The 25,983-nt window shown below is 38.0% G+C and carries 20 protein-coding genes; 11 read left to right on the forward strand and 9 right to left on the reverse strand.

The features are described from left to right. Nucleotides 1-217: 217 nt before the first annotated feature. Nucleotides 218-1,585 carry a C4-dicarboxylate transporter DcuC gene (gene dcuC / locus CBE70_RS11835; protein WP_100159497.1) on the reverse strand — a complete coding sequence of 456 codons (1,368 nt, stop codon included), beginning with the start codon at nt 1,583-1,585 and terminating at the stop codon, nt 218-220. Between the two features lie 36 nt (nt 1,586-1,621). Then, nucleotides 1,622-2,797, reverse strand: coding sequence for a cystathionine beta-lyase (gene metC / locus CBE70_RS11840; RefSeq protein WP_100159498.1), 1,176 nt, complete (start codon nt 2,795-2,797; stop codon nt 1,622-1,624). Between the two features lie 408 nt (nt 2,798-3,205). Here metC and purB point away from each other — a divergent pair, with 408 nt between their 5' ends. Beyond that, nucleotides 3,206-4,573, forward strand: coding sequence for an adenylosuccinate lyase (gene purB / locus CBE70_RS11845; protein ID WP_100159499.1), 1,368 nt, complete (start codon nt 3,206-3,208; stop codon nt 4,571-4,573). Between the two features lie 81 nt (nt 4,574-4,654). Further along, the gene (locus CBE70_RS11850; protein WP_100159500.1) at nt 4,655-6,043 is read left to right on the forward strand and encodes an MmgE/PrpD family protein; all 1,389 of its coding nucleotides are present in this window, start codon (nt 4,655-4,657) and stop codon (nt 6,041-6,043) included. A 61-nt stretch (nt 6,044-6,104) separates the two neighbouring features. Here the strand turns inward: CBE70_RS11850 and fabZ are convergent, their stop codons facing one another. Together fabZ and CBE70_RS11860 are read right to left on the reverse strand one after the other, a co-directional pair. Beyond that, nucleotides 6,105-6,530 (reverse strand): 3-hydroxyacyl-ACP dehydratase FabZ, encoded by a 426-nt coding sequence (gene fabZ, locus CBE70_RS11855; protein ID WP_100159501.1) that lies wholly within the window; start codon nt 6,528-6,530, stop codon nt 6,105-6,107. A gap of 211 nt (nt 6,531-6,741) precedes the next feature. Beyond that, nucleotides 6,742-7,650, reverse strand: coding sequence for a LysR family transcriptional regulator (locus tag CBE70_RS11860; RefSeq protein WP_100159502.1), 909 nt, complete (start codon nt 7,648-7,650; stop codon nt 6,742-6,744). A gap of 254 nt (nt 7,651-7,904) precedes the next feature. Here CBE70_RS11860 and dinG point away from each other — a divergent pair, with 254 nt between their 5' ends. From dinG to CBE70_RS11885, 5 genes are all read left to right on the forward strand, one after another. After that, nucleotides 7,905-10,007 carry an ATP-dependent DNA helicase DinG gene (dinG, locus tag CBE70_RS11865; RefSeq protein WP_100159503.1) on the forward strand — a complete coding sequence of 701 codons (2,103 nt, stop codon included), beginning with the start codon at nt 7,905-7,907 and terminating at the stop codon, nt 10,005-10,007. Nucleotides 10,008-10,935: 928 nt separating this feature from the next. Further along, nucleotides 10,936-12,492, forward strand: coding sequence for a [FeFe] hydrogenase, group A (locus CBE70_RS11870; protein ID WP_100159504.1), 1,557 nt, complete (start codon nt 10,936-10,938; stop codon nt 12,490-12,492). An 18-nt stretch (nt 12,493-12,510) separates the two neighbouring features. Continuing rightward, a complete protein-coding gene (locus CBE70_RS11875) occupies nt 12,511-13,341 on the forward strand; it encodes a 4Fe-4S dicluster domain-containing protein (RefSeq protein ID WP_100159505.1) in 831 nt (276 codons plus the stop codon). After that, nucleotides 13,338-14,483, forward strand: coding sequence for an NrfD/PsrC family molybdoenzyme membrane anchor subunit (nrfD, locus tag CBE70_RS11880; protein ID WP_100159506.1), 1,146 nt, complete (start codon nt 13,338-13,340; stop codon nt 14,481-14,483). The genes CBE70_RS11875 and nrfD overlap by 4 nt, the downstream gene beginning before the upstream one ends. Before the next feature lie 97 nt (nt 14,484-14,580). Beyond that, nucleotides 14,581-16,614, forward strand: coding sequence for a TonB-dependent receptor domain-containing protein (locus CBE70_RS11885; RefSeq protein ID WP_100159507.1), 2,034 nt, complete (start codon nt 14,581-14,583; stop codon nt 16,612-16,614). 77 nt (nt 16,615-16,691) lie between these two features. Here CBE70_RS11885 and dps read toward each other — a convergent pair whose 3' ends face one another. Continuing rightward, the gene (gene dps / locus CBE70_RS11890) at nt 16,692-17,198 is read right to left on the reverse strand and encodes a DNA starvation/stationary phase protection protein Dps (RefSeq protein ID WP_100159508.1); all 507 of its coding nucleotides are present in this window, start codon (nt 17,196-17,198) and stop codon (nt 16,692-16,694) included. Between the two features lie 273 nt (nt 17,199-17,471). Further along, nucleotides 17,472-18,362: a threonine/homoserine exporter RhtA gene (rhtA, locus tag CBE70_RS11895; protein WP_100159509.1), complete on the reverse strand. Its 891-nt coding sequence runs from the start codon at nt 18,360-18,362 to the stop codon at nt 17,472-17,474. A gap of 331 nt (nt 18,363-18,693) precedes the next feature. Here rhtA and CBE70_RS11900 point away from each other — a divergent pair, with 331 nt between their 5' ends. Together CBE70_RS11900 and CBE70_RS11905 are read left to right on the forward strand one after the other, a co-directional pair. Beyond that, nucleotides 18,694-19,272: an LOG family protein gene (locus CBE70_RS11900; RefSeq protein WP_100159510.1), complete on the forward strand. Its 579-nt coding sequence runs from the start codon at nt 18,694-18,696 to the stop codon at nt 19,270-19,272. Nucleotides 19,273-19,282: 10 nt separating this feature from the next. Next, entirely contained in the window at nt 19,283-19,747 is a 465-nt protein-coding gene (locus CBE70_RS11905) for a GNAT family N-acetyltransferase (RefSeq protein WP_100159511.1), read from the forward strand. A gap of 91 nt (nt 19,748-19,838) precedes the next feature. Here CBE70_RS11905 and CBE70_RS11910 read toward each other — a convergent pair whose 3' ends face one another. The 3 genes from CBE70_RS11910 to moeA all read right to left on the reverse strand — a co-directional run bounded on the left by CBE70_RS11910 (nt 19,839) and on the right by moeA (nt 23,789). Beyond that, nucleotides 19,839-21,539 carry an amidohydrolase gene (locus CBE70_RS11910; protein ID WP_100159512.1) on the reverse strand — a complete coding sequence of 567 codons (1,701 nt, stop codon included), beginning with the start codon at nt 21,537-21,539 and terminating at the stop codon, nt 19,839-19,841. Between the two features lie 235 nt (nt 21,540-21,774). Further along, nucleotides 21,775-22,542 carry a molybdopterin-synthase adenylyltransferase MoeB gene (gene moeB, locus CBE70_RS11915; protein WP_100159513.1) on the reverse strand — a complete coding sequence of 256 codons (768 nt, stop codon included), beginning with the start codon at nt 22,540-22,542 and terminating at the stop codon, nt 21,775-21,777. A gap of 5 nt (nt 22,543-22,547) precedes the next feature. Next, entirely contained in the window at nt 22,548-23,789 is a 1,242-nt protein-coding gene (moeA, locus tag CBE70_RS11920) for a molybdopterin molybdotransferase MoeA (RefSeq protein ID WP_100159514.1), read from the reverse strand. Between the two features lie 210 nt (nt 23,790-23,999). Here moeA and CBE70_RS11925 point away from each other — a divergent pair, with 210 nt between their 5' ends. Both CBE70_RS11925 and folE read left to right on the forward strand, forming a co-directional pair. Further along, nucleotides 24,000-25,169, forward strand: a complete 1,170-nt coding sequence (locus tag CBE70_RS11925; RefSeq protein WP_100159515.1) for a YbfB/YjiJ family MFS transporter — start codon at nt 24,000-24,002, stop codon at nt 25,167-25,169. Nucleotides 25,170-25,317: 148 nt separating this feature from the next. Beyond that, nucleotides 25,318-25,977 carry a GTP cyclohydrolase I FolE gene (gene folE, locus CBE70_RS11930; RefSeq protein ID WP_023581251.1) on the forward strand — a complete coding sequence of 220 codons (660 nt, stop codon included), beginning with the start codon at nt 25,318-25,320 and terminating at the stop codon, nt 25,975-25,977. Nucleotides 25,978-25,983 lie beyond the last annotated feature (6 nt).

Below are 25,983 nucleotides of genomic sequence, written 5' to 3' on the forward strand. Positions count from 1 at the left end.
AGGAGAGACGTTCTATCGCGTTAAATAGGCTAAATAGAGATGTAAAAAAGGCTATTTACTTTCATAAATAGCCTTAATTACAGTACAAGTTGTGTTAATGGTTTCAATCAAAGGTTACAGTCAATGATAAGAAAAAATCCCTTAAACTCAGGAGTAAATGAGTTTAAGGGAAAAGGGTAACGCAACTTAAGACTTCATTTAAAATGCAACTCAATTTTTACGAGTAGAGGAACCAGAATGTCATTGCTAAGTTCACAATGGCTGCCACAGCCATAGGAATAGCAGTTCGTTTAACTATTTGGAATGGTGAAACATTCGCAATACCTGCAATGGCGACAATGGCTGCGGTAATCGGTGAAACAGTACGACCAAAGCTTGTCATAATTTGCATAGGTAAAATTAAGGTAATGACATCCACTTTTAAGAACGCAGCAATTTTCGGTGTTAAGGCCGCAAATGAGAAGAAGGCGGCATTACCAGAACCCATTAAGAATGCAGCTAAGGCAAGAATGGCACTCATAACAAGGATCATGGCGACAACACCGAAACCGGCATCTTGAGCAGAGCTAATAAGTGTATCGACTGCACCACTTTTTAATAAACCATTAGCAAAAAACTCACCCGATACAATTAACGATACCACTAAGACAAATTGCTTACCCATTCCTTCAAAAAACAGCATAAAGCTATTCATTACGGCCTTCGCATCGCGTAAACGAACATATTCAAAAAGAAGTGCAATCACTGTGCTGATAACCATCGCTGTGGTAACTTCTAATTTAATATAAGGGTGTAATAAAGGACTAAAGCCAATAATGAGTACTAAAGGGATCACAGGTAATAAGGCATAAGACAACGGAATTTTATTACCTTCTTCTTTTACGACATCAATTGTTGTTGGGTCAAAAACAAAACCTTCACGTTTATCCCACCAGCGCTGAATAAAGAAATGAGTAATTGCTACAGCGATAATAATAGGAATAGTAATAGGCAACTGATGTTGTACAAAATAAACGGCAGGTTCAATATCCGCAGTTTTTGCTGCCATAATGACGTTACCAGAGCCGGGACCATGGTCAATAAATTGACAACATCCAATAACCGCTAAAGCGGAAAGCGGGCTAATACCAGAACGAATTAAAATCGGATACATGGTGACCATTAATAGCATTCCCAAACCCGCATGGCTTGGAATAAAAATAACCAAGATCTGGGTAACTAAAAATGAAATAACCAAAAGTAAATAAGGCGATTTAATTGCTTTAAGAGGTTTTTCAAAAATGGCAAATAAAGCACGGCTTGCGCCAACGTGTTCCATATAACGAGAGAAACCCGCAATAGCCATTAATGTTAAGCCCAGCCCCGCTAAGCGAGAACTCATAATATCCGTAAAGATTTGGAAAATATCAAAATACTTAAATTGCGTTGATTTATTTTCTGGTAATAACGGATTAAGATCGAGAGAAGCAGTTAGGAGCAATAGCAATAAGCCCCCGAGTAATAATACTGGCTGAGGTTTATAACCTCTAGCCAGTAGATAAACCACCAACGCGGTTACCAGCGCGGCAATGATTAAACCTGTCATAATAAATTCCCTAGTAGTGACGCAATAATATTGTTGTTATTTATTTAATGCTGAGAACGCTTGTGTAATGTCTGCAATTAAATCTTCAGTTGCTTCAAGCCCGATATGTAAACGAACAAAAGGACCGTGGCCTTCATGCCAATCAGAGGCACTTCTTGCACCAGCAACATTGGCAGGTAAAGCAAGGCTTTCAAATCCACCCCAAGATGCACCAATACCAAAAAGCGCAAGAGCATCAATAAATTGTTCTGATTGCTTGGCGGTATAACCTTGTTTAAATTCAATGGTTAATAAACCGTTGCTGCCTTTACAATCACGTTTCCATAAATCATGACGAGGGTGATTAGGTAATTCAGGGAACCACACTTTTTCAACTTCAGGGCGGGTTTCTAGCCATTGCGCAATAGCAAGAGCAGATTTTCCATGGGCTGCAAGACGTTGTCCCAGTGTTCTCATTCCACGAAGCACTAATGCTGCATCATCAGGGCTACTGGCTTGGCCTAATGCTTCAGGCAATGCACCAATTTTTTCCCATGCTTTTTCATTCGCAACCATAATGCCCATCATCACATCAGAGTGGCCGCATAAATATTTAGTCGCTGCAATAACTGAGACATCGGCACCTAATTCCAGTGGGTTATAAAGCCATGCAGAGCCCCAAGTATTATCAACACCAACCGGAATATTTCTTTCATGCGCAATACGGCAGATTTCAGGCAAGTCGAGCATTTCATAAAGTAATGAACCCGGTGATTCGACAAAAATCAGCTGTGTATTGTCTTGAATTTTTTGCTCAAAATCTGAACCATCTGTTTTAAAGAAGCTATAAGCAATGTTATTAGGCTCAAGAAAAGCGGAGGCAATTTTACGCACAGGTTCATAAACAGAGTCTGCAAATAAAACATGACCACCACTGCGCGCATATCCCATAATGGTCACAGCGATAGCTGCCAATCCGGTAGGGAACAATTGAGCGCGATGACCACCTTCTAGCTCTGTTACTAAGGCTTCCAGTGCAAAAGCAGTTTCTGTGCCGCGAGCGCCGTAACTCAATACGCGCTCTGTTGCACGACGATCACGTACATCACGCCAGCTTTTAATAGAATCAAAAACAATGGTGCTAGCTCTCATAACAGGCGGATTAATTGGACCTGAGGTTTTAATTTCTTGACGTCCACTGTGTATCAGTTTTGTTTGTTTATTTTGTTTCATTATTAATATCTCCAAATATAGAAATAGAGTTCCCCGGTAATTAAATAAAATCTTTAATTACTTTTTGTTCTGCGCTTATTCTGTTTCTATTATTTATAACAAACTTATTTATTTTTAAAATAGCTCTTTTTAAAAAAAGATGATCTTCATCTAACTTTTCAGCATTAATTATTCTAATTAAATCTTAAATAACATTTAAGATTCAAAAGTTATAACTAATAAATAAAGGATTATTTATAACATATTGAATTGGTGTTACTTTTTAATTGATTAGAAATTTTTGAAATTAGATTAAAATTATCAAAGTGTTTTTTTTGAAATTATACTGCATAAATAAAATAACAATCTAACAAGTCGTTTGATTAAAAAAACGATTTTTTTATTATTCTTTTAACAGGGGAAATAATTATGGGAACCAGCGTATTTGATTCTGTTTTATTAAAAAATTTATGGTCAACAGAAGAAATGAGAACTATTTTTTCTGATAAAACAAGAATGCAAAATTGGCTTGATTATGAAGCGGCATTAGCCATAGAACAAGCTGAACTTGGATTGATCCCAAAAGACGCGGCAAAAGTGATCGCAGACACGGCAAAGCTTGAAAAGCTTGATATGGATTATGTATTAGAACAAGTGCGTTTGACTCGCCATCCATTAGTGCCCACTATTCGCGGCTTAGAACATGCTTGCCCTGAACATTATGGTGAATATGTTCATTTTGGACCGACTACGCAAGATGTGATTGATACGGGTCTTGTACTGCAATTGAAAGATGCTCATTACACTTTTCTTCGTGATATCAAAATATTAGGTCGTGCATTGCTTTCATTAAGTGAAAAACACCGCAATACACCTATGGTAGGACGTACATTAGCATTACAAGCACTGCCAATTACTTTTGGCCATAAAACTGCGATTTGGTTAACAGAGTTAGCTCGTCATTATCAACGTCTTAAAGAAATTGAACCGCGTTTATTTGTGGGAAGTGTTGTGGGTGCTGTGGGCACAAAAGCGTCTTTAAGTGATAAAGCCGATGAATTGGAAACTCGTGTATTAAAACGCTTAGGTTTAGGTGTGCCTGAAATTTCATGGCAACCTGCGCGTGATAGATTTAGCGAATATGGCATGTTGATTGGCTTAATTAGCGGTACATTAGGTAAAATTGCCAATGAAATTTTGATATTAGCACATAACGAAATTGATGAATTATCAGAGCCTTTCAGCAAAGGGCAAGTGGGTTCTTCAACGATGCCTCATAAACGTAATCCGGCTATTGTTGAAAATGCTGCTTGTGTCAGCAACACCTTAAAAGCAAATCTTTCTGTTTTAACCGATATGATGAAACATCAACATGAGCGTGATGGCGCAATCTGGAAAATGGAATGGAAAATCATGCCAGAACTGTGTCTGATGCTGTCTGTTATTTTTGATAATATGAAAACAGTATTAGGCGGATTAAATGTTCATGTTGAAAAAATGCGCAAAAATATGGACATTTTGGGCGGCTTTATGCTGGCTGAACGAGTGATGTTTGCATTATCTGATAAAGCAGGTAAACAAACGGCACATGAAATTGTGTATGAAGCATCAATGTCAGGGCAAGAAGAAGGTATTACCTTTGTAGAAGCAATTAATCGTGATACACGTATTCGTGATCATATTACGCAAGAAGAACTTGATGCATTGTTAGATCCAACAACTTATGTGGGTAATGCGCCAGCTCAGGTTGATCGCGTTGTCGCACAAACCAAAGCCTCTGGCTGGCTAAATGACTAAGTGACTTAATTACATCCAACCTTCTTATTATCTAAAAGCCGGTGATATTGCTGGCTTTTTCTTATCTATTTCGAGGTGTTTATGACATTGAGTCAGCAGTTAGCCCAATTTATTACCACAACGACTTTTTCTGATTTGCCAACACAAGTGGTGAATCGAGCCAAAATTCATTTATTAGATACATTAGGTGTCGCTTTGGCTGGCAGTGTGCAACAAAGTGCAACTCAAGGGCGACAAGGCGTTGCTTTTTTACCTGATAGTAAAGGTGATATCCCGATTTGGGGAAGTTCACAAACGGCAAGTACAACTGTGGCAGCCCTTGCCAATGGAATTGCAGCACATGCTTTAGATTTTGATGATACACATACCGATTCCATTACACATGGTAGTGCCGTATTAACGCCGGTTGCTTTTGCATTGGGTGAATCTATTGATGCATCATCACAAGATATTTTAACGGCGTGGGTGATTGGCTGGGAAGTCGCAGCAAGAGTGGGCTTAGCAAGTCATAGTGGATTTCATCAACGTGGTTTTCATGCCACAGCAATTGCCGGTATTTTTGGCGCAACGGCTTGTGCTGCTTCACTATTAAAATTGACGCCTGAACAAACTGTGAATGCATTAGGGCTAACAGGAAGTCAAGCAGGAGGAGTGGCGGAATATCTTACTAATAGCTCATCTTCTAAATGCTTTCATGCAGGATGGGCTGCACAATCAGGTATTATTGCAGCATCATTAGCAAAAGGTGGAATGACAGGCCCTGAAACAATATTTGAAGGTCGTTATAGCCTTTATCAAACACATGGTATTCGAGAGCAAGCGCAACCAGAACAAGTAGCAATGGGATTAGGCGAAGTATGGGAATTTTTAAATGTTTCTATTAAGCCTTATCCTGTGTGCCATTTTGCTCATGCAACTGTTGATTGTGGGCGTAATTTACTGAAAAGAGGGATCACTGCTGCTGATATCGATAGTGTAGAGTGTGTTGTCGATCCTGTTGCGGCTGCCTTGATTTGTGAGCCACCTGAAACAAAATGGTCGCCTCAAACCACTTATGGCGCTAAATTTAGTTTGCCGTGGTTATTTGCTGTAGGCTTTTTAGATAATGCATTAACGCTATCTTCATTATTACCTGAAAATCTACAACGGGAAGATATTCAATCGTTAGCGAAGCGTGTAAGTTATCGTTATCCCGAAAAAGGGGAAATTTCATTTCCTACCTATTTCCCCGGATTAATTTTCGTGACATTAAAAAATGGCGAAAAAATCACGGAGAGATTAGATATACAGTATGGTAATCCGAAAAATCCAATGACAGATAAAGATGTGATCAGTAAATTTTACGATAACGCATCTTTGGTGATAGAAGCTGAACAATCGGCACAATTAGTTGAAAAAATATTGCATTTCGACAGTGTAACCATTTCAGAAATAACACAATTATTACGTGTTAAAGAAATAGAAGGTTAAGCTGAAATAGTATAAACAAGATTATTGTGTGAAGGATTGGTTTTATCTACCAATCCTTTATCTATTGCCTTGCACACATAAATTCAGATGTACAAACTATCTTTTCCCCAATTTTCACCGTACCTGAAAAGCTAACAATAGTGCGTCGCTGCCTGCGAAACTGGATCTCAATAAGTAGCTGATCACCTGCTTTTACCACATCATAAAACCGTGCATTCTTTATGCTGGCAAAATAACATTGCTGATCTTCACCCATAGGGGAAAGGTAGTAATGTGCAAGAATGCCCGAAGCTTGAGCCATGCTTTCAAGGAGTAATAAAGGTGGGTAAAACTCGCCAAAAACAACGGTATCATTGGTTGTGATATTTTTAATGGCTGTTAATTTGCCACTGGCAAGTTCAGCGGGTTTAGAAATAACGCGATCAATTAATAAGAATGGATAACGATGAGGCAATATTTCCATTATTTCACTGACGGAAATGGGCATATATTTTCTCCTCGTTATGATGATAGAACAAATCGTTTTTTATAATAAAGGTGGCTATTATTCCATTCTTATTCAATATGGTACAGTATTGTGCTTTGCTTTAGATAAGAAATTTGGGTTAAGTGGGTAACAAAGGCCAGAATAGGAAAAATCCAGCCTTTGTTACTTCTCATTTTCTGATGATTTATCGCAATGATTTTATCTATTTTAGTTATTCTTGTTGCAGAGTGATATCTGCATGATTAATCACTTCATTTTGTTCGTTTTTTAATGAATCAAACAGAATTTGTGCCGCTTTTCCTGGGCTATTAGAATTAAAATAAAGGTTATAACGGATCGCGGGTAAAGCAGGTAAACCTTCTTTTTCACCTAAAATACGTAAATCATCACCAGAAAGCTCAATTGAACGCGCCATAATTCCTAAGCCAGCTCGTACTGCCGCTCTTGCACCAGAAAGTGTGGTTGCAATATAAGCAATTCGCCAACGAATACCTTGCTGATCGAGATGATTTATCATCATATCGCGGTAAGTGCTTGGCTCATCAAGTACTACGAGAGGTAACGGTTCATCAAGATCAAATCTAAAATGTTTTCCGCAATACCATAATGAAGGTGAAACACGTAACACAATTTTAGGATAACCCACATGCTCTTCAGTAGAAATGGCTAAATCTAGCTCATTGTTTTCTAACATAGACATTAAGAATGGACTACGTTTAACAATAATTTCCATAATTAAGCGAGGATAAGCACCTGAAAAACGAGCGAGAAGCTCAGGTAAAATCGTGTTTGCGGTGTCATCAGGAGAACCAATTTTTAAAATGCCGTCAATCTCTTCATGCATCAGTGAAAGGCATGCTTCGTCGTTAAGGCGTAAAATACGGCGAGCGTAATTAAGTAGTTGTGTACCGGCTTCTGTCAGTGTTTTATTTCGACCTTGGCGAGCAAACAGCTCTTTTCCAAGTAGAGACTCAAGTCGTTGCATCTGTTGGCTAACGGCGGATTGTGTGCGACAAACAGATTCAGCCGCGGCAGCGAAGGTATTTCCATCGACAACGGCGACAAAGGTTCGAAGTAAATCAAGTTCTAAGTTAAAAATAGGGCGTTTTGCGCAAGTCATTATAGATATCTCTTAACTGGTGTTGTTGTGCTTAATAAAACAAAAGAAAAATATTTTTATAAGACTATTTTGGATGTTACGTAACCAAGTCTCATACTATGAATAGTTGAATGAATAATCCATAACAAAGCACAATAAATTCGAGAAGTTATCCATTCTTTGATGAAAAAGGCATGCAAGCAAAGGTAACTACTGATTTTTATACAGTGTTATGAGACAATAGCGCCTTTCTTGAAATCAGTTACAGAGTGGTTATGTCCCTTTCTCAATCCGTTAAAAATCAAATAAGTCAGTGGTATAAAGCCTTACCAGAACATATTGAAGGGTTTATTCCTAGAGCACCACAGCGTGAAATGATTGCTGAGGTCGCCAAGACTTTTTCTGATGAAATGGGTCGCCATCTTGTTATTGAGGCTCCTACTGGGGTGGGTAAAACACTCTCTTATCTTATTCCGGGTATTGCAATTAGCCGTGATGAGAAAAAACCACTGATAATCAGTACGGCAAATGTGGCACTGCAAGATCAAATTTATAGTAAAGATCTGCCATTACTTAAAAAAATCATTCCTGATCTTACGTTTACTGGCGCTTTCGGTCGTGGACGTTACTTATGCCCTCGCAATTTAGATGCGATTTGTGCAACAGAAGGCGAGCAAATTGACTTAATGTTTTTGCTTGAAGATAAAGTGGATGTTGCGACGAGTGCAGAAAGAGAAATTTGCCAAGAGCTCAAAAATGATTTCACTAGTTTCGGTTGGGATGGTTTACGTGATCACCATAAACGAGCGCTAACAGACAGTTTATGGCGTAAAATCAGTACTGATAAAATGAATTGCTTAGGGCGTAATTGCCAATATTATCATCGTTGTCCTTTTTTTATTGCACGCCGCGAAATTGATGAAGTAGATGTGGTTATTACCAACCATGCTTTAGTGATGGCGGCAATGGAAAGTGAATCTGTGTTACCTGATGCTAAAAATCTGCTTTTGGTACTTGATGAAGGACATCATATTCCTGATGTTGCGCGAGATGCACTTGAAGTCGAAGGAGAAATAACCTTAGTTTCTCTTAATAATCAGCTTGATAATATTACTCGCCATGTTAGTCAGTATTTAGCGCAATTTATTCCGGTAAGACCGCCTAAATTGGCTGATCCTATTCGTTTTGATGCTCATATTGCTAAGTTACGTGAAGCCTATCAAGAGGTTGATACATTTACGCGAGCACTATTACCAGAACGCAGTGAACAAGATGAATATCTCTTCCCATTAGGTGAATTACCAGAACAACTTTTGTTAAGTTGCCAGACATTATTTAAACTAACAGATGGTTTAAAAATGCTGGGCGAAGCTATTTTAAACGATTTAACAGAACGGACAGCGAAAGAAGATGTTGTGCGTTTACATCGTGCCATTTTAACTACCAGTAGGATGGTGGGTTATTTAGAAAATATGGCAAAACTTTGGCGCTTAGCCACATTAGAGCAAACCTCAAAAGCACCTGTATCCAAATGGTTAACTCGCCGTTACGATAAAAAACAGTCTCATCTCTATTTTCATTGTGCAGGTATTCGGGTTAGTGAACAATTGACGCAATTATTATGGAAAAACATTCCTCATGTGGTTATTACGTCTGCAACATTACGTTCATTAAATAGCTATTCTCGTATTCAAGAATTGACGGGATTAAGCGAGCAATTTGATGATCGCTTTATTACGTTGTCTTCACCTTTTGAGCATCAAAAGCAAGGTAAACTCGTGATCCCCAAAATGCACTATGAGCCAACTATGCTCCATGAACGTGAGCATTTAAAAGAGATGGCTCGTTATTTTCGCCAAGAAATGGCAGAGAATAATCATCGAGGGCAATTGGTTTTATTTAGCAGCCAACGTGCAATGGATGGCTTTTTAGAAGAAGTGAAAGATTTGCGTTTATGCTTATTAGTACAAGGCGATCAACCACGTTATCGATTAGTTGAAACACATTGCAAGCGTATTGATGCGGGTGATAATAGTGTATTGATTGGCTTACAATCTTTTGCTGAAGGTCTAGATTTAAAAGGCGATTACTTAACACAGGTACATATCCATAAAATTGCCTTTCCTCCGGTGACGGATCCAGTGATCGTAACTGAGGGGGAGTGGTTAAAATCACTCAAACGCTATCCTTTTGAAGTGCAAAGCTTACCCAGTGCATCGTTTAATTTAATTCAGCAAGTTGGACGTCTTATTCGTAGTCATCACTGTCATGGTGAAATCGTTATTTATGACCGACGTTTGTTAACTAAAAACTATGGTTCTCGATTATTGACTGCATTGCCGGTTTTTCCTATCTATCAGCCAGATATGCCAAAATAGAACCGTTTTATTTTTATCGGTGTTTTATGCTTTATCATTCACTTTTATATGATTAATGGCGGAATATTTTTATATAGAGAATGCTTTTATTTCCTATTTTATTTTTATAAAAAATAAAATATATAAACGGTTAAATACGAGACAACTTATCTTATAGTTAAATATATTTAACCATTATGTTTTTATTCTCATTTTTATATTCTCTTTTGTTTTTAACTTGCATTTATTATGAATCTTATTATTATTTTAAAAAATTAAATTTTTATATTTGAAATGCAATAATTTATTTACAAAATTTAATTGAATTATAACAAAAATAGAGTGGAATTAGATTTTTTTATTTATTGTTGAATTAAGAAAAAGTATATATTTTATTTAGATTTTTTATCATTTATTATTTGTATTTAATTTGATTGAATAAGTGGGTGGTTTTGTTTTTTATTTTGTTTCGCAATTAAGATAATCGCTCAATAAATTCATAAAAAATAACATGTCTTATAACGTGTTGATTGTTATGCAAATAATATTCTATTTTTTGATTTTTGTTTTATTTGTTAGTTGTGTTTTTTACTTCATTTTTCTTTCTATTTTGATATTAATCAATAAAGTAAACTATATTTTATCAATGATGCGTCATGATGTTTTTTTTAAATTTTTCTTCAGTACAATATCTACCTTAATAACACCCTATCACTTATTGAATTAAAAAAATCTCTCCTGATTTTCTTAAATGAAACGATGATTGCTGATAGGGTGTTTTTACTCAAATAAACTAGGTTATTTAAGGTTAATACTTATTTTAAGTATTGATCTTTTTATTAATAAAATCATATAAATATATTTAACAAAAATAAGTTTTAACTCTTTATATATTACTACTTTTAAACGGTAGTTTTATTTATATATTAAAGCAGGAGCATTGTAAAAAATGAAATCTATTCTCCCTACAAAAGAAGAAAGTGACGAGAAATTATTATCTCGGCGTTCTTTCTTTTCATTTGCTGGAAAGATGAGTCTTGCAGCAGGGGTAACCGCCGTGACTGCAGGATGTGATGGTAATATTTCGGGAGGTACGGGTTGGGTGCCTGAGCAATATAATGCGAAAGGTACTTTCCCAGTACAAGTCCGAGGCCGAATTCCTATTGATCCTAATAATGTGGCAATTTGTCGTGATGATAAAAAATGCATTTTATGTGGTCAATGTGTTGAGGTGTGTGAAAAAGTGCAAACGGTGATGGGAAATTATGATTTACCGTTAATTGATAGCGTTCCTTGTATTGATTGTGGGCAATGTACGCTTTGGTGTCCAACCGGTGCGATAACCGAAGTTGATGACACGGATAAGGTAATTAGGGCTTTATTAGATCCAACACTGCATGTTGTTGTTCAAACTGCGCCTGCAACACGAGTGGCATTGGGTGAAGAGTTTGGTATGCAACCGGGTAAGGATATTGAGTTACTGCAAGTTGCTGCACTGAGAAAACTGGGTTTTGATAAAGTTTTTGATACGAACTTTTCTGCTGATTTAACCATTATGGAAGAAGCGACAGAATTACTGCAACGAATTCAAAATAAGGGTGTATTACCGCAATTTACATCGTGCTCGCCGGGTTGGGTTAAGTTTTGCGAAATGTTTTATCCTGAATTGATCCCTAATCTATCTTCAGCAAAATCACCCATGACAATGTTGGGTTCGATGATAAAAACCTATTATGCCAAAGAGCAAAATATCGATCCTACCAAAATTGTCTCTGTTGCCATTATGCCATGTACCGCTAAAAAATCAGAAGCGGCACGCCCTGAAATGAATGGTGCTAGTGTGTTATGGGAAAAACCTGATCTTCGTGATGTTGATATCGTGCTAACAACAAGAGAGCTCGCCAGATTAATAAAAAGCCACAATATCGATTTAACCTCCCTGCAACCCGCAAATTATGATCGCTTAATGTCGGAATATAGTGGTGCAGGTGCCATTTTCGGCGTAACAGGGGGCGTAATGGAAGCGGCAGTCAGAACCAGCTACTACTTTATTACGGGTGAAAGACCACCAGAACCTTTATTTAATTTACAACCTGTACGTGGATTAGAAGGCATCAAAGAGGCAACAGTAGATATTCCAGGAGTGGGTGAAATCCGCGTTGCGGTTTGCTCTGGGATGGGAAACGCACGCCCTGTTTTAGAAGCAATTCAAAAAGGGGAAAAACAGTGGCACTTTGTTGAATTTATGGGATGTCCCGGTGGTTGTATTGCTGGTGGTGGGCAACCTCGTTCAGCATTACCGCCTTCAGATGAAATACGTGCTTTACGTATGAAAGCGCTTTATAACAAAGATGAACGAGCCACTATTCGCTTAAGTTATGAAAACAGTGAAATTCAAAGTATTTACGAACAATTTTTAGGCGAACCTTGTGGTGAACGCGCTCACCAGTTGCTTCATACGCATTACCAAGATCGCAGTATTCATTTTAACAAAAAGAAAGCTTAAAGATTGAGGAAACACATTATGTCTAAAGGTGTATTAGTCGATCTTACAAAGTGTATCGGCTGCGGTAGTTGTACAGTTGCATGTAAAATGTACAACGAAAATAAATGGATAGAAGACAGACAACCCACTAGTGGTGAGAATGCCAAACTCGCGGATGAAAACTGGACTGTTATCAAAACAGTCACGGTTGAAAAAGAAGATAAAGCGGTGTGGCGTTATGTCAAAGAACAGTGTTTTCACTGTATTGATCCTGCTTGTGCATCAGCGTGCTTTGCTAAAGCCTTTCAAAAAACGCCAGCAGGGCCAGTGGTTTACTATCCTGATCTCTGTGTGGGTTGCCGATATTGCATGGTGGCTTGTCCTTTTGATATTCCTAAATATGAGTGGGAAAAATCACTTCCTTATGTCACTAAATGCATGATGTGCTCATCGCGTGTAGAAGAAGGGCAATCACCAGCATGTGTTGCAGTTTGTCCTACACAAGCGTTGATATTTGGTGACCGACAAACCTTATTAGAAAAAGCCAGAGAAACCATCACGAATAATCCAGAATATGTTCAGCATATTTATGGTGAAAAAGAAGTGGGAGGGACTGAATGGCTCTATATTTCGGATGTTCCATTTGAAAAACTAGGTTTTAAAACAGGGTTAACTGAAAAACCACTCTCTTCTTATACCTCTGATTTTATGAAATATACGCCGATTGCAGGTGCGACTTGGGCTGTGATTTTGGGGGGTATTGCCATGTTTAATCACAGAAAAGACAAAGTTAGCCGTGATGAGCAATCCCATCAGCATCTAGAGCATAACCAGAATAGCACTGATGAAGAAACAAGGAGATCAGAATGAGTGTTATCGATAATACGACCCACTTTGGTAAGTGGCGTTTTCCTATGACACCTGTGCGCTGGGTGCTTGTTGCTATCAGTTTGATTGCCGTAGGGCTTATCTTATTTCGCTTAGTCACAGGATTGGGATTAGTGACTAATCTTAATGATGAATGGCCTTGGGGGCTTTGGATCTCGTTTGACGTGATGTGTGGTGTGGCGTTAGCAGGGGGCGGATATGGTACGGCATTAATTGTTTATGTGTTTAAACAAGAGCAATTTTCGAGTATTGCCCGAAGTGCTGCATTAACGTCATTAATTGGTTATTTATTGGTGATGGTAGGGCTTTTCCTTGATATTGGGCAATGGTGGAATTTCTGGCGACCATTAGTTTCTCAAGGTCATAGTTCAGTATTATTTGAAGTCTTTATTTGTGTTTCTGTTTACACCAGTGTGCAATTAATTGAATTTGGTGAAGTGGCAACTGAGCGAATTGGACGAAAATATCATCAGTTTTTCCGTAAAATATTACCGGTATTGTTAGTTATTGGCATTGCAATTCCATCAATGCACCAATCATCGCTTGGGGCGCTTTATTTACTAATGGTTGATAAACTGCATCCATTATGGTGGTCGCCAATTATTTTCTTCCAATTTTTAATTTCGTCATTCTTTGTGGGGCCTGCGATGATCGCAGTCGAAACTGCATTAGCAGGTCGAGCGTTTAACCATAAAGTGCCAATGTCGGTATTAAGTGGATTAGTTCGAATTTCAGGTTATGCAATGCTGGTTTATTTAGCGTTGAAATTCGGCAGTATTATTGCAGAAGGTAAAATACATTACCTTTTCGAAGGCAGCTTTGAATCTTTATTCTTTTGGATTGAAGTTGGTTTTGGCGTTATTGTGCCGTTAATTATCTGTTTCTCACCATTAATAAAACGTCGAGGCTGGCTAGTAACCTTTGGTGCGCTAGTCGCTTTGGGGGTTATTTTAAACCGTTATAACGTTGTGGTGACAGGTATGGTGACATCAACAGGTGTCTCTTATTGGCCATCTCTACCAGAATTAACTATCACTCTTGGTCTGGTTTCAATGGGGGCGCTTGCTTATTTATTTATCTGCGAAAACTTCCGTATTATTGAACATGAAGACGACAAACATTAATTAACTTAATGCCCAATTAAATTGGGCATTTTTTATAAATAAAACCAAGAAAATACTCTTTTTTATTCTTTTATTAATGATAAATAGAACGATAAATATGCCTATTTTAAAAAAATCCTTATGGTTTATTTCATCCTCTTTGCTTTCGATTACACCAATTTTTAGTTATTCCCAAGCGAGTGAAAATAAACCAGAACATATTATTGTCAGTGGACAAAAAGAAGATCATACGTCAAATCGTGTTTACAGCATTGAATCTGAAAAAATAAGCAATATAGCAGGAGGAACTAATTTAATTACGGTTGATCATGAAAATCGCTTATTAACGTTGAATGATGCCTTAAAGGATCAACCAGGTATCGTGATACAAAGTTTATTTGGTGGATTAGATCAACCTCGTTTAAGCATTCGAGGTTCAGGTGTTCAAAGTGCGCCACTTTCTAGAGGGGTATTATTACTCCAAGACGGACTGCCTCTTAATGAAGCCGATGGTAGCTTTCACTCAAGTATGATTGATGTACGAGACGTTCAATTGATTAGCATTCGTCGCGGTGCAAATAGTACACAATTGCAAAGTAATAACTTAGGGGGAGAGCTTGATTTTATCACCTATACAGGACGAAATAACCAAAATCAATTGCGTTATGAACAAGGTTCTTTTGGGCGTCAAGGTCTACAAATGGCGTTAGGCGGTTATAGTGATGATCATCCTATTGATGCCAGAATAAGCCTAAGTTATGACCATTATAATGGATATCGAGATCACTCTGCTTCTCAGCGTAAAACAATGCGCTCAACACTCGGATATACCTCTGACAACTTTGAAAATAGAACATGGATTAATTGGACTGATCTGCGTTTTGATGTTCCCGGCCCTGCAACATCACAAATGCTTGCCGATGATCCAAAAAGTGTATTACCTGCTATCCAGAAAAAAGATCCCCATCGTAATGTAGAGCAAATACGCATTGCGAATAAATCAACATGGGATCTCGGTGCTCACGATATTCAATTAGGATGGTGGTATTCACAAACACATGATAATTTCAAAACACCCAGCCATTATCAGTTTGTGAATTATTATACTAAAGGCGCTCAATTTAATTATAAATTAGAAACTCAGCGTATTAGTTATCGTGCAGCATTAGCGTGGGATCATTCGATAATGAAAGATGATATCGAGAAAAATCCCAAAGGTTGGTTAGGGCGATATGATGGACGTGCTGAAAATATCTATGCATCTTTAGGCGCAGGAATACATATTAGTAACAATGTGTTGTTTAATCTGGACATAAAAGGAACTCATGCGAAAAGAGATGTATTTTCGAGCCATAATTCTCTTGAACAATCCTTTAATTTCTTAACACCTAAAGTTGGGTTGGTTTGGTATCCTAATTACAATACACGCTTATTTGCTAATGTCAGTATGAGCCAAGAGCCAGCTTCTTTTAATGATATTATTAATCCTAAAGCGCCGTTAAATAAGGTTAATCTGTTAAAACTCTCGCCTCAAAAAGCAACCAGTTTTGAAGTCGGTAGTGACAGCGATTTAACAGAAAATATAAGTTGGGGCGTAGTGCTCTATCGTAGCTTTATCAAAGATGAATATATTACATCGCACGATACAAACGGGAATATTGTCGATATTTATAATTATCCTGCTAAAACTCGCCATCAAGGTGTTGAATTCAGTATAAATGCGATCCAACCTCTTCCTATTGGTGATTTTCTCTATCGTGCAACATGGACGTATAATGATTTTCGTTTTATGGGCGGGGAATATAATAGAAAATACATTGCAGGTGTTCCTAGAAATATTATTACTGGTGAAGTTTATTACCAATTAGAAGGATTAAAATTAGGGCCTACAATTTATTGGTCGCCAACAGAGGTTGCTGTTGACCATGGTAATCACTTTGATATTCAAAAAAGAGAGCCATTTGTATTATTAGGATTTAATGCACATTATCAATATGACAATACATGGTCGACTTACCTTAATTTAGATAACATAACCAATAAACGTTATGTGGCAAGCACCTTAGCCAATCCAACAGTGAAAAAGAATGATGCCTTACTTTTCCCTGGCAATGGTTTTAGTGTTAATGCGGGTGTTGTGTATAAATTTTAATTCAAGTAGAAAATAGACAAAGGCTGCCTTACACGACAGCCTTTTTTATATATTAATCACGTCTTTTTACACGTAGATTAATTTTCAATATTGGCTTCAATAAACCATAAGAATTTATCAAGATCACGCGATGCAGCAGTAAACATATCGGCAGTATCTTCATCTTCAACTTCGTCAATGGCTTTACGAATATCATTAGCAACAACAGCATAACGATCAGCCAGTGCTTTTAGGTGATCTTGCACATCATGGATATCCAAAGGATACGCTTTTAAGGGTGTTTTTTTACCGACAACTTGCGCAGTGCCTAATACCGTACCACCTAATTGAACAATACGTTCTGCAAACTCATCTGTGTGCTGATTAATGGTATCGCGGAAGCCATCAACCATCTCATGAACAGAAATAAAGTTTCTGCCACGCATATTCCAGTGCGCTTGTTTTGTGATGAGAGATAGGTCGATAAACTGCGTCACCATCTGTTGCAATAATTCAATAGCGTGAAGTTTTACGCTGTCGTCGAGGTTATTACGGGTATAAAGCAGAGTTGAAGGTGTGGATTTGACTAATTTAGCAGTACTCATAATCGTTCTCCCTAAATAATTAATAACTCAATATCTTAATTTCTGTTAATGATGATAGTAAATTATTAATGGTTAGTCTTATCGATTGATACTATTAAATTGATAGGTCATCTATTAAAAAAATCTAATCTATCGAAATAGTCTATTTAGGGTAAGACAATGAGCGCAAAATAGCAATGATAGGTCAGTAAAGTTATTATTTAATAAGAAAAAGGATCATAAGATCCTTTTTAAATAAATATTTATTTCTTATAAGAAAATACGGTTAAATAATTATTTAACCTCTTCAATTTTGGTTTTATTTTTCATGGTTGCTGTTGAACCAATAGAGGCTAATACAATAAAGGCAAGGGCAATCCATTGAATTAGTGTTAAATGTTCGTGTAAGAAAATAATACCAATAAAAGCACCCATACAAGGCTCTAAGCTCATGAGGGTACCGAACGTTTTAGCTGGTAAACGTGTAAGGGCAATCATTTCTAAGGTATAAGGAAATGCGGTCGATAAAATCGCAATAGCCAATGCAACCGGTAAAATTGACCAGCTAAACATAATGTCAGGGCTACTTTGTAACATACCAATAGGAACGAAAATAAAGGCAGCAACTAATGAGCCAATTGAAACAGTTGCCGCACCGTAGCCTTTACCTGCACGTTGTCCGAATACAATGTATAACGCCCAACCCACACCAGCACCCAGTGCATAAAGAATACCTAGAGGATCTAATCCATGAATATTATCGCCAATAGGTAGCAATAATCCTAAGCCCGCAATGACTAAAATTATCCATAAAAAGTCGATGGCTCTGCGCGATGAAAACATAGCAACAGCTAAAGGACCTGTAAATTCAAGGGCAACCGCAATCCCTAAAGGAATGGTTTCAAGAGCAAGGTAGAAAAGGTAATTCATTGCCCCTAACGATAAACCATATAGAAACAGTGGCATAATCGATTTTCGAGTGAACTTGAGTCGCCACGGTTTAAAAATAAAAAAGAGGATCAAAGTACCCAATAATAGACGTAACGCCGTGACAGCTGGGGCTCCAATAACAGGAAATAGGCTTTTAGCAAGGGATGCGCCGCTTTGAATTGAAAGCATGGAAAGAAGCAAGAGAAGCACAGGGTAAAACACCTGTAATTTAGCTGAGTGTCTGGCTGACAACATCCTATAAAACCTCGTCAATAATCAATCGTTATGTGTTCTCTGTTAGCAGATAACAAAGGATCGCATAATATAAAATAAAATCACTTGCTTTAATATAGCTATTTATTAATAAATATTTTTTATTTTAATTTAGTCGAGTGAGATTAGCTAAAATAAAAATTAATTTATTTTTAATAAAATAAAAAATAACTTCTCATAAATATAAGTATTAATAATGATTAAATATATATATGCGATAAAAATCGTAAAAACACTTTTTTTAACCTTTTTTATTAAAAATACCTTCAGTATAATTCCAAGCTCGATTTAACTAGTTAAAAGAGAATAAAAAATGAGTAAAATAAAATCTATCGCAGTGTATTGTGGTTCTAGTTTAGGCGCTTCACCTATTTATAAAGAACAAGCAATTATTTTTGCCAAAGAGCTAGTTAAACGTAATATTATCTTAATTTATGGTGGTGCCAGTGTCGGTATTATGGGTACTCTTGCTGATACTGTATTAGCCGAAGGCGGAAAGGTAATTGGTGTTATTCCTACGCTATTAGAAGGGCGTGAAATATCGCATAAAAACCTGACCGAATTGCATGTTGTTGAAACCATGCATCAGCGTAAAAGCAAAATGATTGAATTGGCTGATGGTTTTGTCGCATTACCCGGTGGTTTCGGTACATTAGAGGAGTTTAGTGAAGTCTTTACGTGGAGCCAAATTGGGTTGCATCAAAAACCATTAGGCTTACTGAATATCAATCAGTTCTATTCTCCATTATTAATGATGATTGATAAAATGGCGGATGAACAATTCTTACATGAAAAATACCGTAAAATGGCGATTGTGGAACAATCTCCTATTCAACTTTTAGATAAATTTGAAACGTATACTGCGCCTCCTGTAAAAACCTACAACAAATAAAGGTAAAAAAATGATAATAATAAGAAAAGCAATTTTGTCTGATGTAGAAGAAATTAATACGCTTTACACTTACTTATTTAATGAAATGGCAAATTTACAACCTGATCGATTAAAGCCGGGTAAGCAAGATGAAGCTTTTATTATTAATGGAATAAAAAATAATAAGTTTCATCTTTTAGTGGCAGATCTAGACGGTAAAGTGGTTGGATTTAGCTTCGCACAAATTCAAGAGACACCCCTGTTTAATTGTTTAGTTCAACGTAAATATGCTTATATTTACGATATCGTTACTGATCCTACAGTACGTAGCCAAGGTGTAGGTCGTTTATTGTTGACCGCAATGAAAGAGTGGGCTAAATCAGAGAAAATGACGCATCTTGAGTTATCTGTATTAGCTGAAAATGGTGCGGCTAAACGTTTTTATGAACGTGAAGGATTAAAAGAAGTGAGCACAGTAATGGCTATTGCTTTATAACAGGCCAAATTTACGTTAATTCTCATAGGATTAAGTGCATAGATAAAAATAAACCCGCTTCAAAGGCGGGTTTATTAATTATATTATTCAGCTAAATTGTGGGTTTCCCCGCAATGATCGTACACAATACCCTGACATTTTCAACATCTTCTGCCGATATTTCAAACAAGTTTCTATCTAATACAATAAAATCGGCAAATTTCCCGACTTCTAATGATCCAATTTGTTTATCCATATCTAATGCCTGAGCCGCATTAATGGTCGCAGCGCGTAGAATTTCAATTAACTTAAGATTACGATCATTATCAAGGCGTGGGCTTGCTGCATCTTTTTGGCGAGTCATCGCGACTTTAAAATCGTACCATTCATTAAGTGGATCAATCGGCCAATCGCTACCAAAAGCAACAGTAACGCCAGCATCAATAAACTTGCCAGCAGTCTCTAAATAATCACAGCGAGATTTCCCCAGCATTTCAATATCTTTTTCGATATTACTCTGTTCTGCGGCCGCCCATTGAAAGGAGAGAAAAGGATAGGTTTTTAGTTGTGTAAAACGAACGTAATCTTTTTCACACATCAATTCATTATGTGCAAGTCCCGGTCTTATGTCTTTTTCAGGTAAGGCTTTACGCATTGCACTAATAGCATCAAGTGCCGTACTAATTGCACCTTCAGCAACAGTATGAATATGAGGGTGATAACCTGCTCGTGCAATTTCTGTGACTAACGGGGTTAAAATTTCAGGTGAGAAATAGAGATCGCCAATATGTTCAGAGTATTGCCAGTGTGGCGTATCATCAGTGCCAACATTAATACGATAAGGTGAGTGCAAGCGTGCTGTCATAATCGGCGCTTGTAATACTCCATCAAGAAAAAGCTTGATATGGCGGATCGCAACACTGGGTTGAGCGCCTTCGCTGATTTGATGCCATTGTGAAAAGCGAGTGGCAGCATGGCATACAGCGTTTGGAATATCTTCAATACAAGGCACATCATCTGGCGTGATTTCAACGGCATTCTCTACACGAAGAGTCAGTTCACCTGCTTTTCTTAATGTATTAAAGGCGCGTAATTGCGGTTCGCCTACACGAGCATCCATAATGGTGGTCACGCCTTGTTCATTTAATAATTTTTGAACATGGCGAGCTATTTGTAAATTTTGAGCTTCTGTCAGTGGTGGTAAGCTGTCAATGGCTTGCATTGCTGGCGCATCTTCAAGAATACCAATAGGTGTTCTATCACCATCACGCTCAATGTTTCCATCTGGTGGATCGGGTGTTTCAGCGGTGATATTTAACAGCTCTAAAGCGCGCGAGTTAGCAAGAACACTATGACAATCACTAGAAAAGAGCAAAATAGGGCGAGCCGTATTTAAGGTATCAAGGTGATAACGAGTCATTTGCACACCTTCAGGTTGCATACCTTCACGATACCATGCGGAAACTTTTAACCATTCGGTATCACTATCAATAAAGTTTTCATCAAGGTATTTTTGAATACGCAATAAAATGTCATCGATAGAGAGTGATTGATAATCAAGATGGCAACCCGCTAGTGTTGCACCTCCCCAGAATGGGTGCATGTGTGCATCAATAATGCCCGGCATGACCATTCTTCCCTGTAAATCAATCTGCTCAGTATTTTCATTACAGTAAGAAAGTAACCTCTCTTTTTTACCTGAAGCAATAATCACACCTTGGCTGATCGCGATAGCATCAACAATAATGTCATTATGATCAGCAGTATAAATAAGTCCGTTGTAATAGAGAGTGTCTGCAATTTGAAATGTCATTCTTCTACCTTGTATTGCTTTTTTAGCACGTAGATGCGTGCTTAAATGATTATTTTGTTTATAGGGCATCCTGTTGCGTTTTGACGCGGGCGGTCATAGTAGAATTAAATCAGAGTGAATACTACAAGCTTGTTACATTGACTTAACGATGAGTATGAATACAACTTAGAGATTGAGCGAAATAAGGTAAGTTTAAAGAATGTCGACTTACCTTATTTAAACATAATAAGCGTGGTTAGTTGTCTGGTAAATTGGTTGAGCACACTTCACAATGTGGATTTTTAGGTAATTTGAATTCACGAAATTGCATTCGCATTGCGTCAAACATCAACACTTTGCCATGTAAATGTTCACCATACCCTGTAAGCAGTTTGATGGCTTCAACGGCTTGTAAAGTACCAATTGTGCCCACAACAGGTGCCATTACGCCGGCTTCAACACAACTTAAAGCATTATCACCAAAAAGATGACTTAAACAGCGATAGCAAGGCTCATTATCTTGATAGGTGAATACACTGATTTGACCTTCCATCCGAATAGCCGCACCAGAAACGAGCGGTTTTTTTTGATGAAAGCAGAGGCGATTAAGTTGCTCACGTACTGTCACATTATCAGTGCAATCCATAACAATATTATGGTGGCTAATAAGCTCCGCTAACGCTTCATCTTCAAGTAATGCATCAACGGTTTCTATCGTGACATGAGGATTAATGGCTTCTAATGTTGCTTTTGCAGAGAGTACTTTAGGTTGACCAATCGTGGCGTCGCGATGAAGAATTTGTCGCTGAAGATTAGAAAGGGAAACCGTATCAAAATCTAATAAGGTGAGTTTTCCTACACCTGCAGCTGTAAGATATTGCGAGGCGCTACATCCTAAGCCACCAGCACCAACGACTAATACAGAGGCACTTTTCAGCGCCTCTTGACCATCAAAATCAAAGCCTCTTAATACAATCTGGCGATTGTAGCGCAGCGTTTCTTCATCAGTTAATTCAATACTCATAAAGACTATTCACTTTTTAATAGAGAATTAAATAGCTCGATAGTAACAGTTTCGCCAGCTGCAACTTTACCGCGCTCACGCTCTAAAACGATAAAGCAATTAGCGACACTAAAGGAGCTATAAACATGGGAGCCTTGATGTCCAGATGTTTCGACTTGCCATACACCCTCGGCATTAATACTGGCGATACCGCGTTGGAAATCAAGACGACCTGCTGATTTTTTCAATGGAGATTGTGCAATAGCTTGGAAACGTTGTGGTGCTTTCCAATGGCTAAATCCTGATAAACGTGCGATTAAAGGCTGAACCAATTGATAGAATGTTACGGTTGCAGATACTGGGTTACCCGGCAAACCGCAGAACCACGCATTGTGTAGATGACCAAAGGCAAAAGGTTTTCCTGGTTTAATGGCAAGCTTCCAAAAACCAATTTCGCCAATTTCATCAAGAATTTGTTTGGTGTAATCGGCTTCGCCCACAGAAACACCACCACTGCTGATGACTAAATCTGCTTCTTGATCAGCTTTTTTAAAGGTTTCACGCAGTTTTTCTGGTGAATCAGGAATAACGCCTAAATCTAAAACTTCACATCCTAGTTTTTCAAGCATTAAACGTACCGCAAAGCGGTTGGTATCATAAATTTGGCCCGCTTTTAATGGCTGACCAATGGTTTGTAATTCATCACCCGTTGAGAAAACGGCCACTTTTAAACGACGATAAACTTGTACTGTTGCCACACCTAAAGAGGCAATTAAAGGTAATTGCGCAGTTGAAAGCTTAGTGCCAGCAGGTAATACAATGTCGTTTTCTTTAATATCTTCACCAATACGGCGAATATTCTGGCCTTTTTTAGCCGGCTGTGAAAAACGTATACCATGTTCGGTCACTTCGGCTTCTTCTTGCATAATGACAGTATCAACACCAGCAGGCACCATTGCTCCTGTCATAATGCGTACACATTGCCCAGCAGGGAGTTCTCCCTCAAAAGGAATACCAGCGAATGATTTACCAGCAACAGGAAGTGGAGTTTGAGCTTCTAAGTCAGCGTAACGAAGTCCGTAACCATCCATTGCCGAATTATCAAAAGGCGGAACATTCAGTGGAGATGTAATATCTTCACTTAGAATATAATCTGCGGCGTTATTTAATGGAATGTTAAGGGTATTGGTAATTGCCAGCGGTTTTTCAAGTAGTTTTTCTAGCGCTTCATCAAGAGATAATAAACCGCTAACGTGACATTGACTCATCATATACTCCAAGATCTATCGAAATGTTCTGTTTTATTTCATGATACTAATCTATCACGATGAACATCATCATGTCAGAGATCATCTTGTGAATAGAAAGAAATGAAACTTCTTATTGCAAAAATGTTAACTGATTGGGGTTAATGTGTTACTTGTTCTGTTATTAGTAAGCAGCACATTTAAAATGATAAAACAAAATAATGGATATCCATGAATACTTCAAATCACCAAAGTCATTCAGCACAAGCTTTTCATATTGCTTTTAGTGGGTTTCTTGCTTTAGTGGTTGCAATGGGAATAGGCCGCTTTACTTTTACACCGCAAGTGCCGTTGATGATTGCAGAATATCAATTAACGCTGACAAGTGCGGGGATCGTTGCTGCATTTAATTATCTTGGTTATCTTGCTGGCTCCTATGATGCGATGAAAGCGGTTAAAGGTGTGGGGTATCGCTTATGGGCAGGTCTTTGGGGAGCGGTGATAATCACTCTGTTGTCTGCTTTTTTAAAAGATGCTTTTACACATAGTATTGCACGCTTTTTTATTGGTTGGGCAAGTGGTTGGACATTAGTGCTGGTGGCTTCATGGGCTAACGAGTTACTGGCTCGCCTTAATCGACCTGCATTAAGTGTGGCTGTTTATGCAGGAACTGGTGCAGGTATATTTATTAGCGGTATTCTTGCCGTGTTAATTATGAAATGGCAAATGAGTGCGACAGCAGGGTGGTTAATTTATGGTTCTCTTGCTTTTATTTGTGCCATATATGTGAGCTACCATCTTCCAAAGCCTTGGACAATGAGCAGGGATGAGGTAAAAGTGACCTCTTTAACGCTTACGCCAGCGATAAAAAGGCTGATTTGGGGTTATACCTTTGCCGGATTTGGCTATATTTTACCTGCAACTTTTCTTTCTCAAATGGCAGCAGAACGCTTTCCGGGGAGCTTAATTGCGCAATTTGTCTGGCCTGTTTTTGGTGCTTCTGCGGCATTATGCATTGGGATCGCTATTTTCACGCGTAATGTCTTAAACACGCAGTTACGCTTAGCCATTACGCTTTGGTTACAAGCACTAGGCATACTGATTGCGCTGTGGGTTCCTACAATTATAGGGTTGGCGATAGGCGCGTTTTTAATTGGTGGCGGTTTAATGTGTGCGGTACAGCTGGCTTTTTTACGAGGTCGTGAATTAGCACCTCAACATGGGCGTTATATGGCGGGTTTACTTACCACTTTTTATGCCATCGGGCAATTAGTTGGCCCCGTAATTTCTTCACTTTCAACAGCATTAACGGGAAAATTAGAACCTGCACTTTATGTTGCTTTTATTGTATTGATAATTGGCGGTTTTCTGGTGTGTTTAAAAGAAAAAGAGTGTCAGTAAACTAAAAATAGCTCATACAAAAATGCAATAATTTCATAACGAAAAATGCGGTATTGCTGGATAATGTGATTGAGGTCATCTAAAGTGTAGGCTGTTGTTGCTAAGCGCGATAACAGCTACTTAATTAATGTGTTTACCGGAGAGTCCAATGTCATCATTAAGTAAAGAGGCGCAATGGGTGCACGCTGCGTTAGTTGAACGCGGTTTGGAAACGCCTCTTCGTGAACCAAAACTCTCTCCAAGTGAGAGCAAACAGCAAATTGAACATCATATGACAGAAGTGATGAAGCTGTTAAATCTAGATTTAAGCGACGATAGCTTAGCTGAAACGCCTCGTCGTATTGCTAAAATGTATGTTGATGAAATTTTCTCAGGGCTGGATTACCACAACTTCCCAAAAATCACACTCATCGAAAATAAAATGCAAGTTGATGAAATGGTGACAGTACGAGATATCACATTAACAAGTACTTGCGAACATCACTTTGTTACTATCGATGGTAAAGCCATTGTGGCTTATATCCCGAAAGATAAAGTAATTGGGCTATCTAAAATTAATCGAATTGTGCAATTCTTTGCTCAGCGCCCTCAAGTTCAAGAACGCTTAACACAGCAAATCCTTATCGCATTACAAACGTTACTAGGAACAAAAAATGTGGCTGTTTCTATTGATGCGGTTCACTATTGTGTTAAAGCTCGTGGTATTCGTGATGCAACTAGTGCAACAACAACAACTTCGTTAGGCGGGTTATTTAAATCTAGTCAAAATACGCGTCAGGAGTTTCTGCGCGCTGTTCGTCATCTTTGAGATTTT

The sequence above is a fragment of the Proteus columbae genome, assembly GCF_002777965.1.
Taxonomy (GTDB): Bacteria; Pseudomonadota; Gammaproteobacteria; order Enterobacterales; family Enterobacteriaceae; genus Proteus; species Proteus columbae.

Excerpts from the sequence above, each read along its gene's own strand:
- CBE70_RS11875 (WP_100159505.1), top strand. The coding sequence starts at position 12,511 with ATGTCTAAAGGTGTATTAGTCGATCTTACAAAGTGTATCGGCTGCGGT.
- purB (WP_100159499.1), top strand. The coding sequence starts at position 3,206 with ATGGGAACCAGCGTATTTGATTCTGTTTTATTAAAAAATTTATGGTCA.
- CBE70_RS11925 (WP_100159515.1), top strand. The coding sequence starts at position 24,000 with ATGAATACTTCAAATCACCAAAGTCATTCAGCACAAGCTTTTCATATT.
- dcuC (WP_100159497.1), bottom strand. The coding sequence starts at position 1,585 with ATGACAGGTTTAATCATTGCCGCGCTGGTAACCGCGTTGGTGGTTTAT.
- moeB (WP_100159513.1), bottom strand. The coding sequence starts at position 22,542 with ATGAGTATTGAATTAACTGATGAAGAAACGCTGCGCTACAATCGCCAG.
- dps (WP_100159508.1), bottom strand. The coding sequence starts at position 17,198 with ATGAGTACTGCTAAATTAGTCAAATCCACACCTTCAACTCTGCTTTAT.
- moeA (WP_100159514.1), bottom strand. The coding sequence starts at position 23,789 with ATGAGTCAATGTCACGTTAGCGGTTTATTATCTCTTGATGAAGCGCTA.
- CBE70_RS11905 (WP_100159511.1), top strand. The coding sequence starts at position 19,283 with ATGATAATAATAAGAAAAGCAATTTTGTCTGATGTAGAAGAAATTAAT.
- CBE70_RS11910 (WP_100159512.1), bottom strand. The coding sequence starts at position 21,539 with ATGACATTTCAAATTGCAGACACTCTCTATTACAACGGACTTATTTAT.
- metC (WP_100159498.1), bottom strand. The coding sequence starts at position 2,797 with ATGAAACAAAATAAACAAACAAAACTGATACACAGTGGACGTCAAGAA.
- CBE70_RS11860 (WP_100159502.1), bottom strand. The coding sequence starts at position 7,650 with ATGACTTGCGCAAAACGCCCTATTTTTAACTTAGAACTTGATTTACTT.
- CBE70_RS11850 (WP_100159500.1), top strand. The coding sequence starts at position 4,655 with ATGACATTGAGTCAGCAGTTAGCCCAATTTATTACCACAACGACTTTT.
- rhtA (WP_100159509.1), bottom strand. The coding sequence starts at position 18,362 with ATGTTGTCAGCCAGACACTCAGCTAAATTACAGGTGTTTTACCCTGTG.
- folE (WP_023581251.1), top strand. The coding sequence starts at position 25,318 with ATGTCATCATTAAGTAAAGAGGCGCAATGGGTGCACGCTGCGTTAGTT.
- CBE70_RS11900 (WP_100159510.1), top strand. The coding sequence starts at position 18,694 with ATGAGTAAAATAAAATCTATCGCAGTGTATTGTGGTTCTAGTTTAGGC.
- fabZ (WP_100159501.1), bottom strand. The coding sequence starts at position 6,530 with ATGCCCATTTCCGTCAGTGAAATAATGGAAATATTGCCTCATCGTTAT.
- CBE70_RS11870 (WP_100159504.1), top strand. The coding sequence starts at position 10,936 with ATGAAATCTATTCTCCCTACAAAAGAAGAAAGTGACGAGAAATTATTA.
- CBE70_RS11885 (WP_100159507.1), top strand. The coding sequence starts at position 14,581 with ATGCCTATTTTAAAAAAATCCTTATGGTTTATTTCATCCTCTTTGCTT.
- nrfD (WP_100159506.1), top strand. The coding sequence starts at position 13,338 with ATGAGTGTTATCGATAATACGACCCACTTTGGTAAGTGGCGTTTTCCT.
- dinG (WP_100159503.1), top strand. The coding sequence starts at position 7,905 with ATGTCCCTTTCTCAATCCGTTAAAAATCAAATAAGTCAGTGGTATAAA.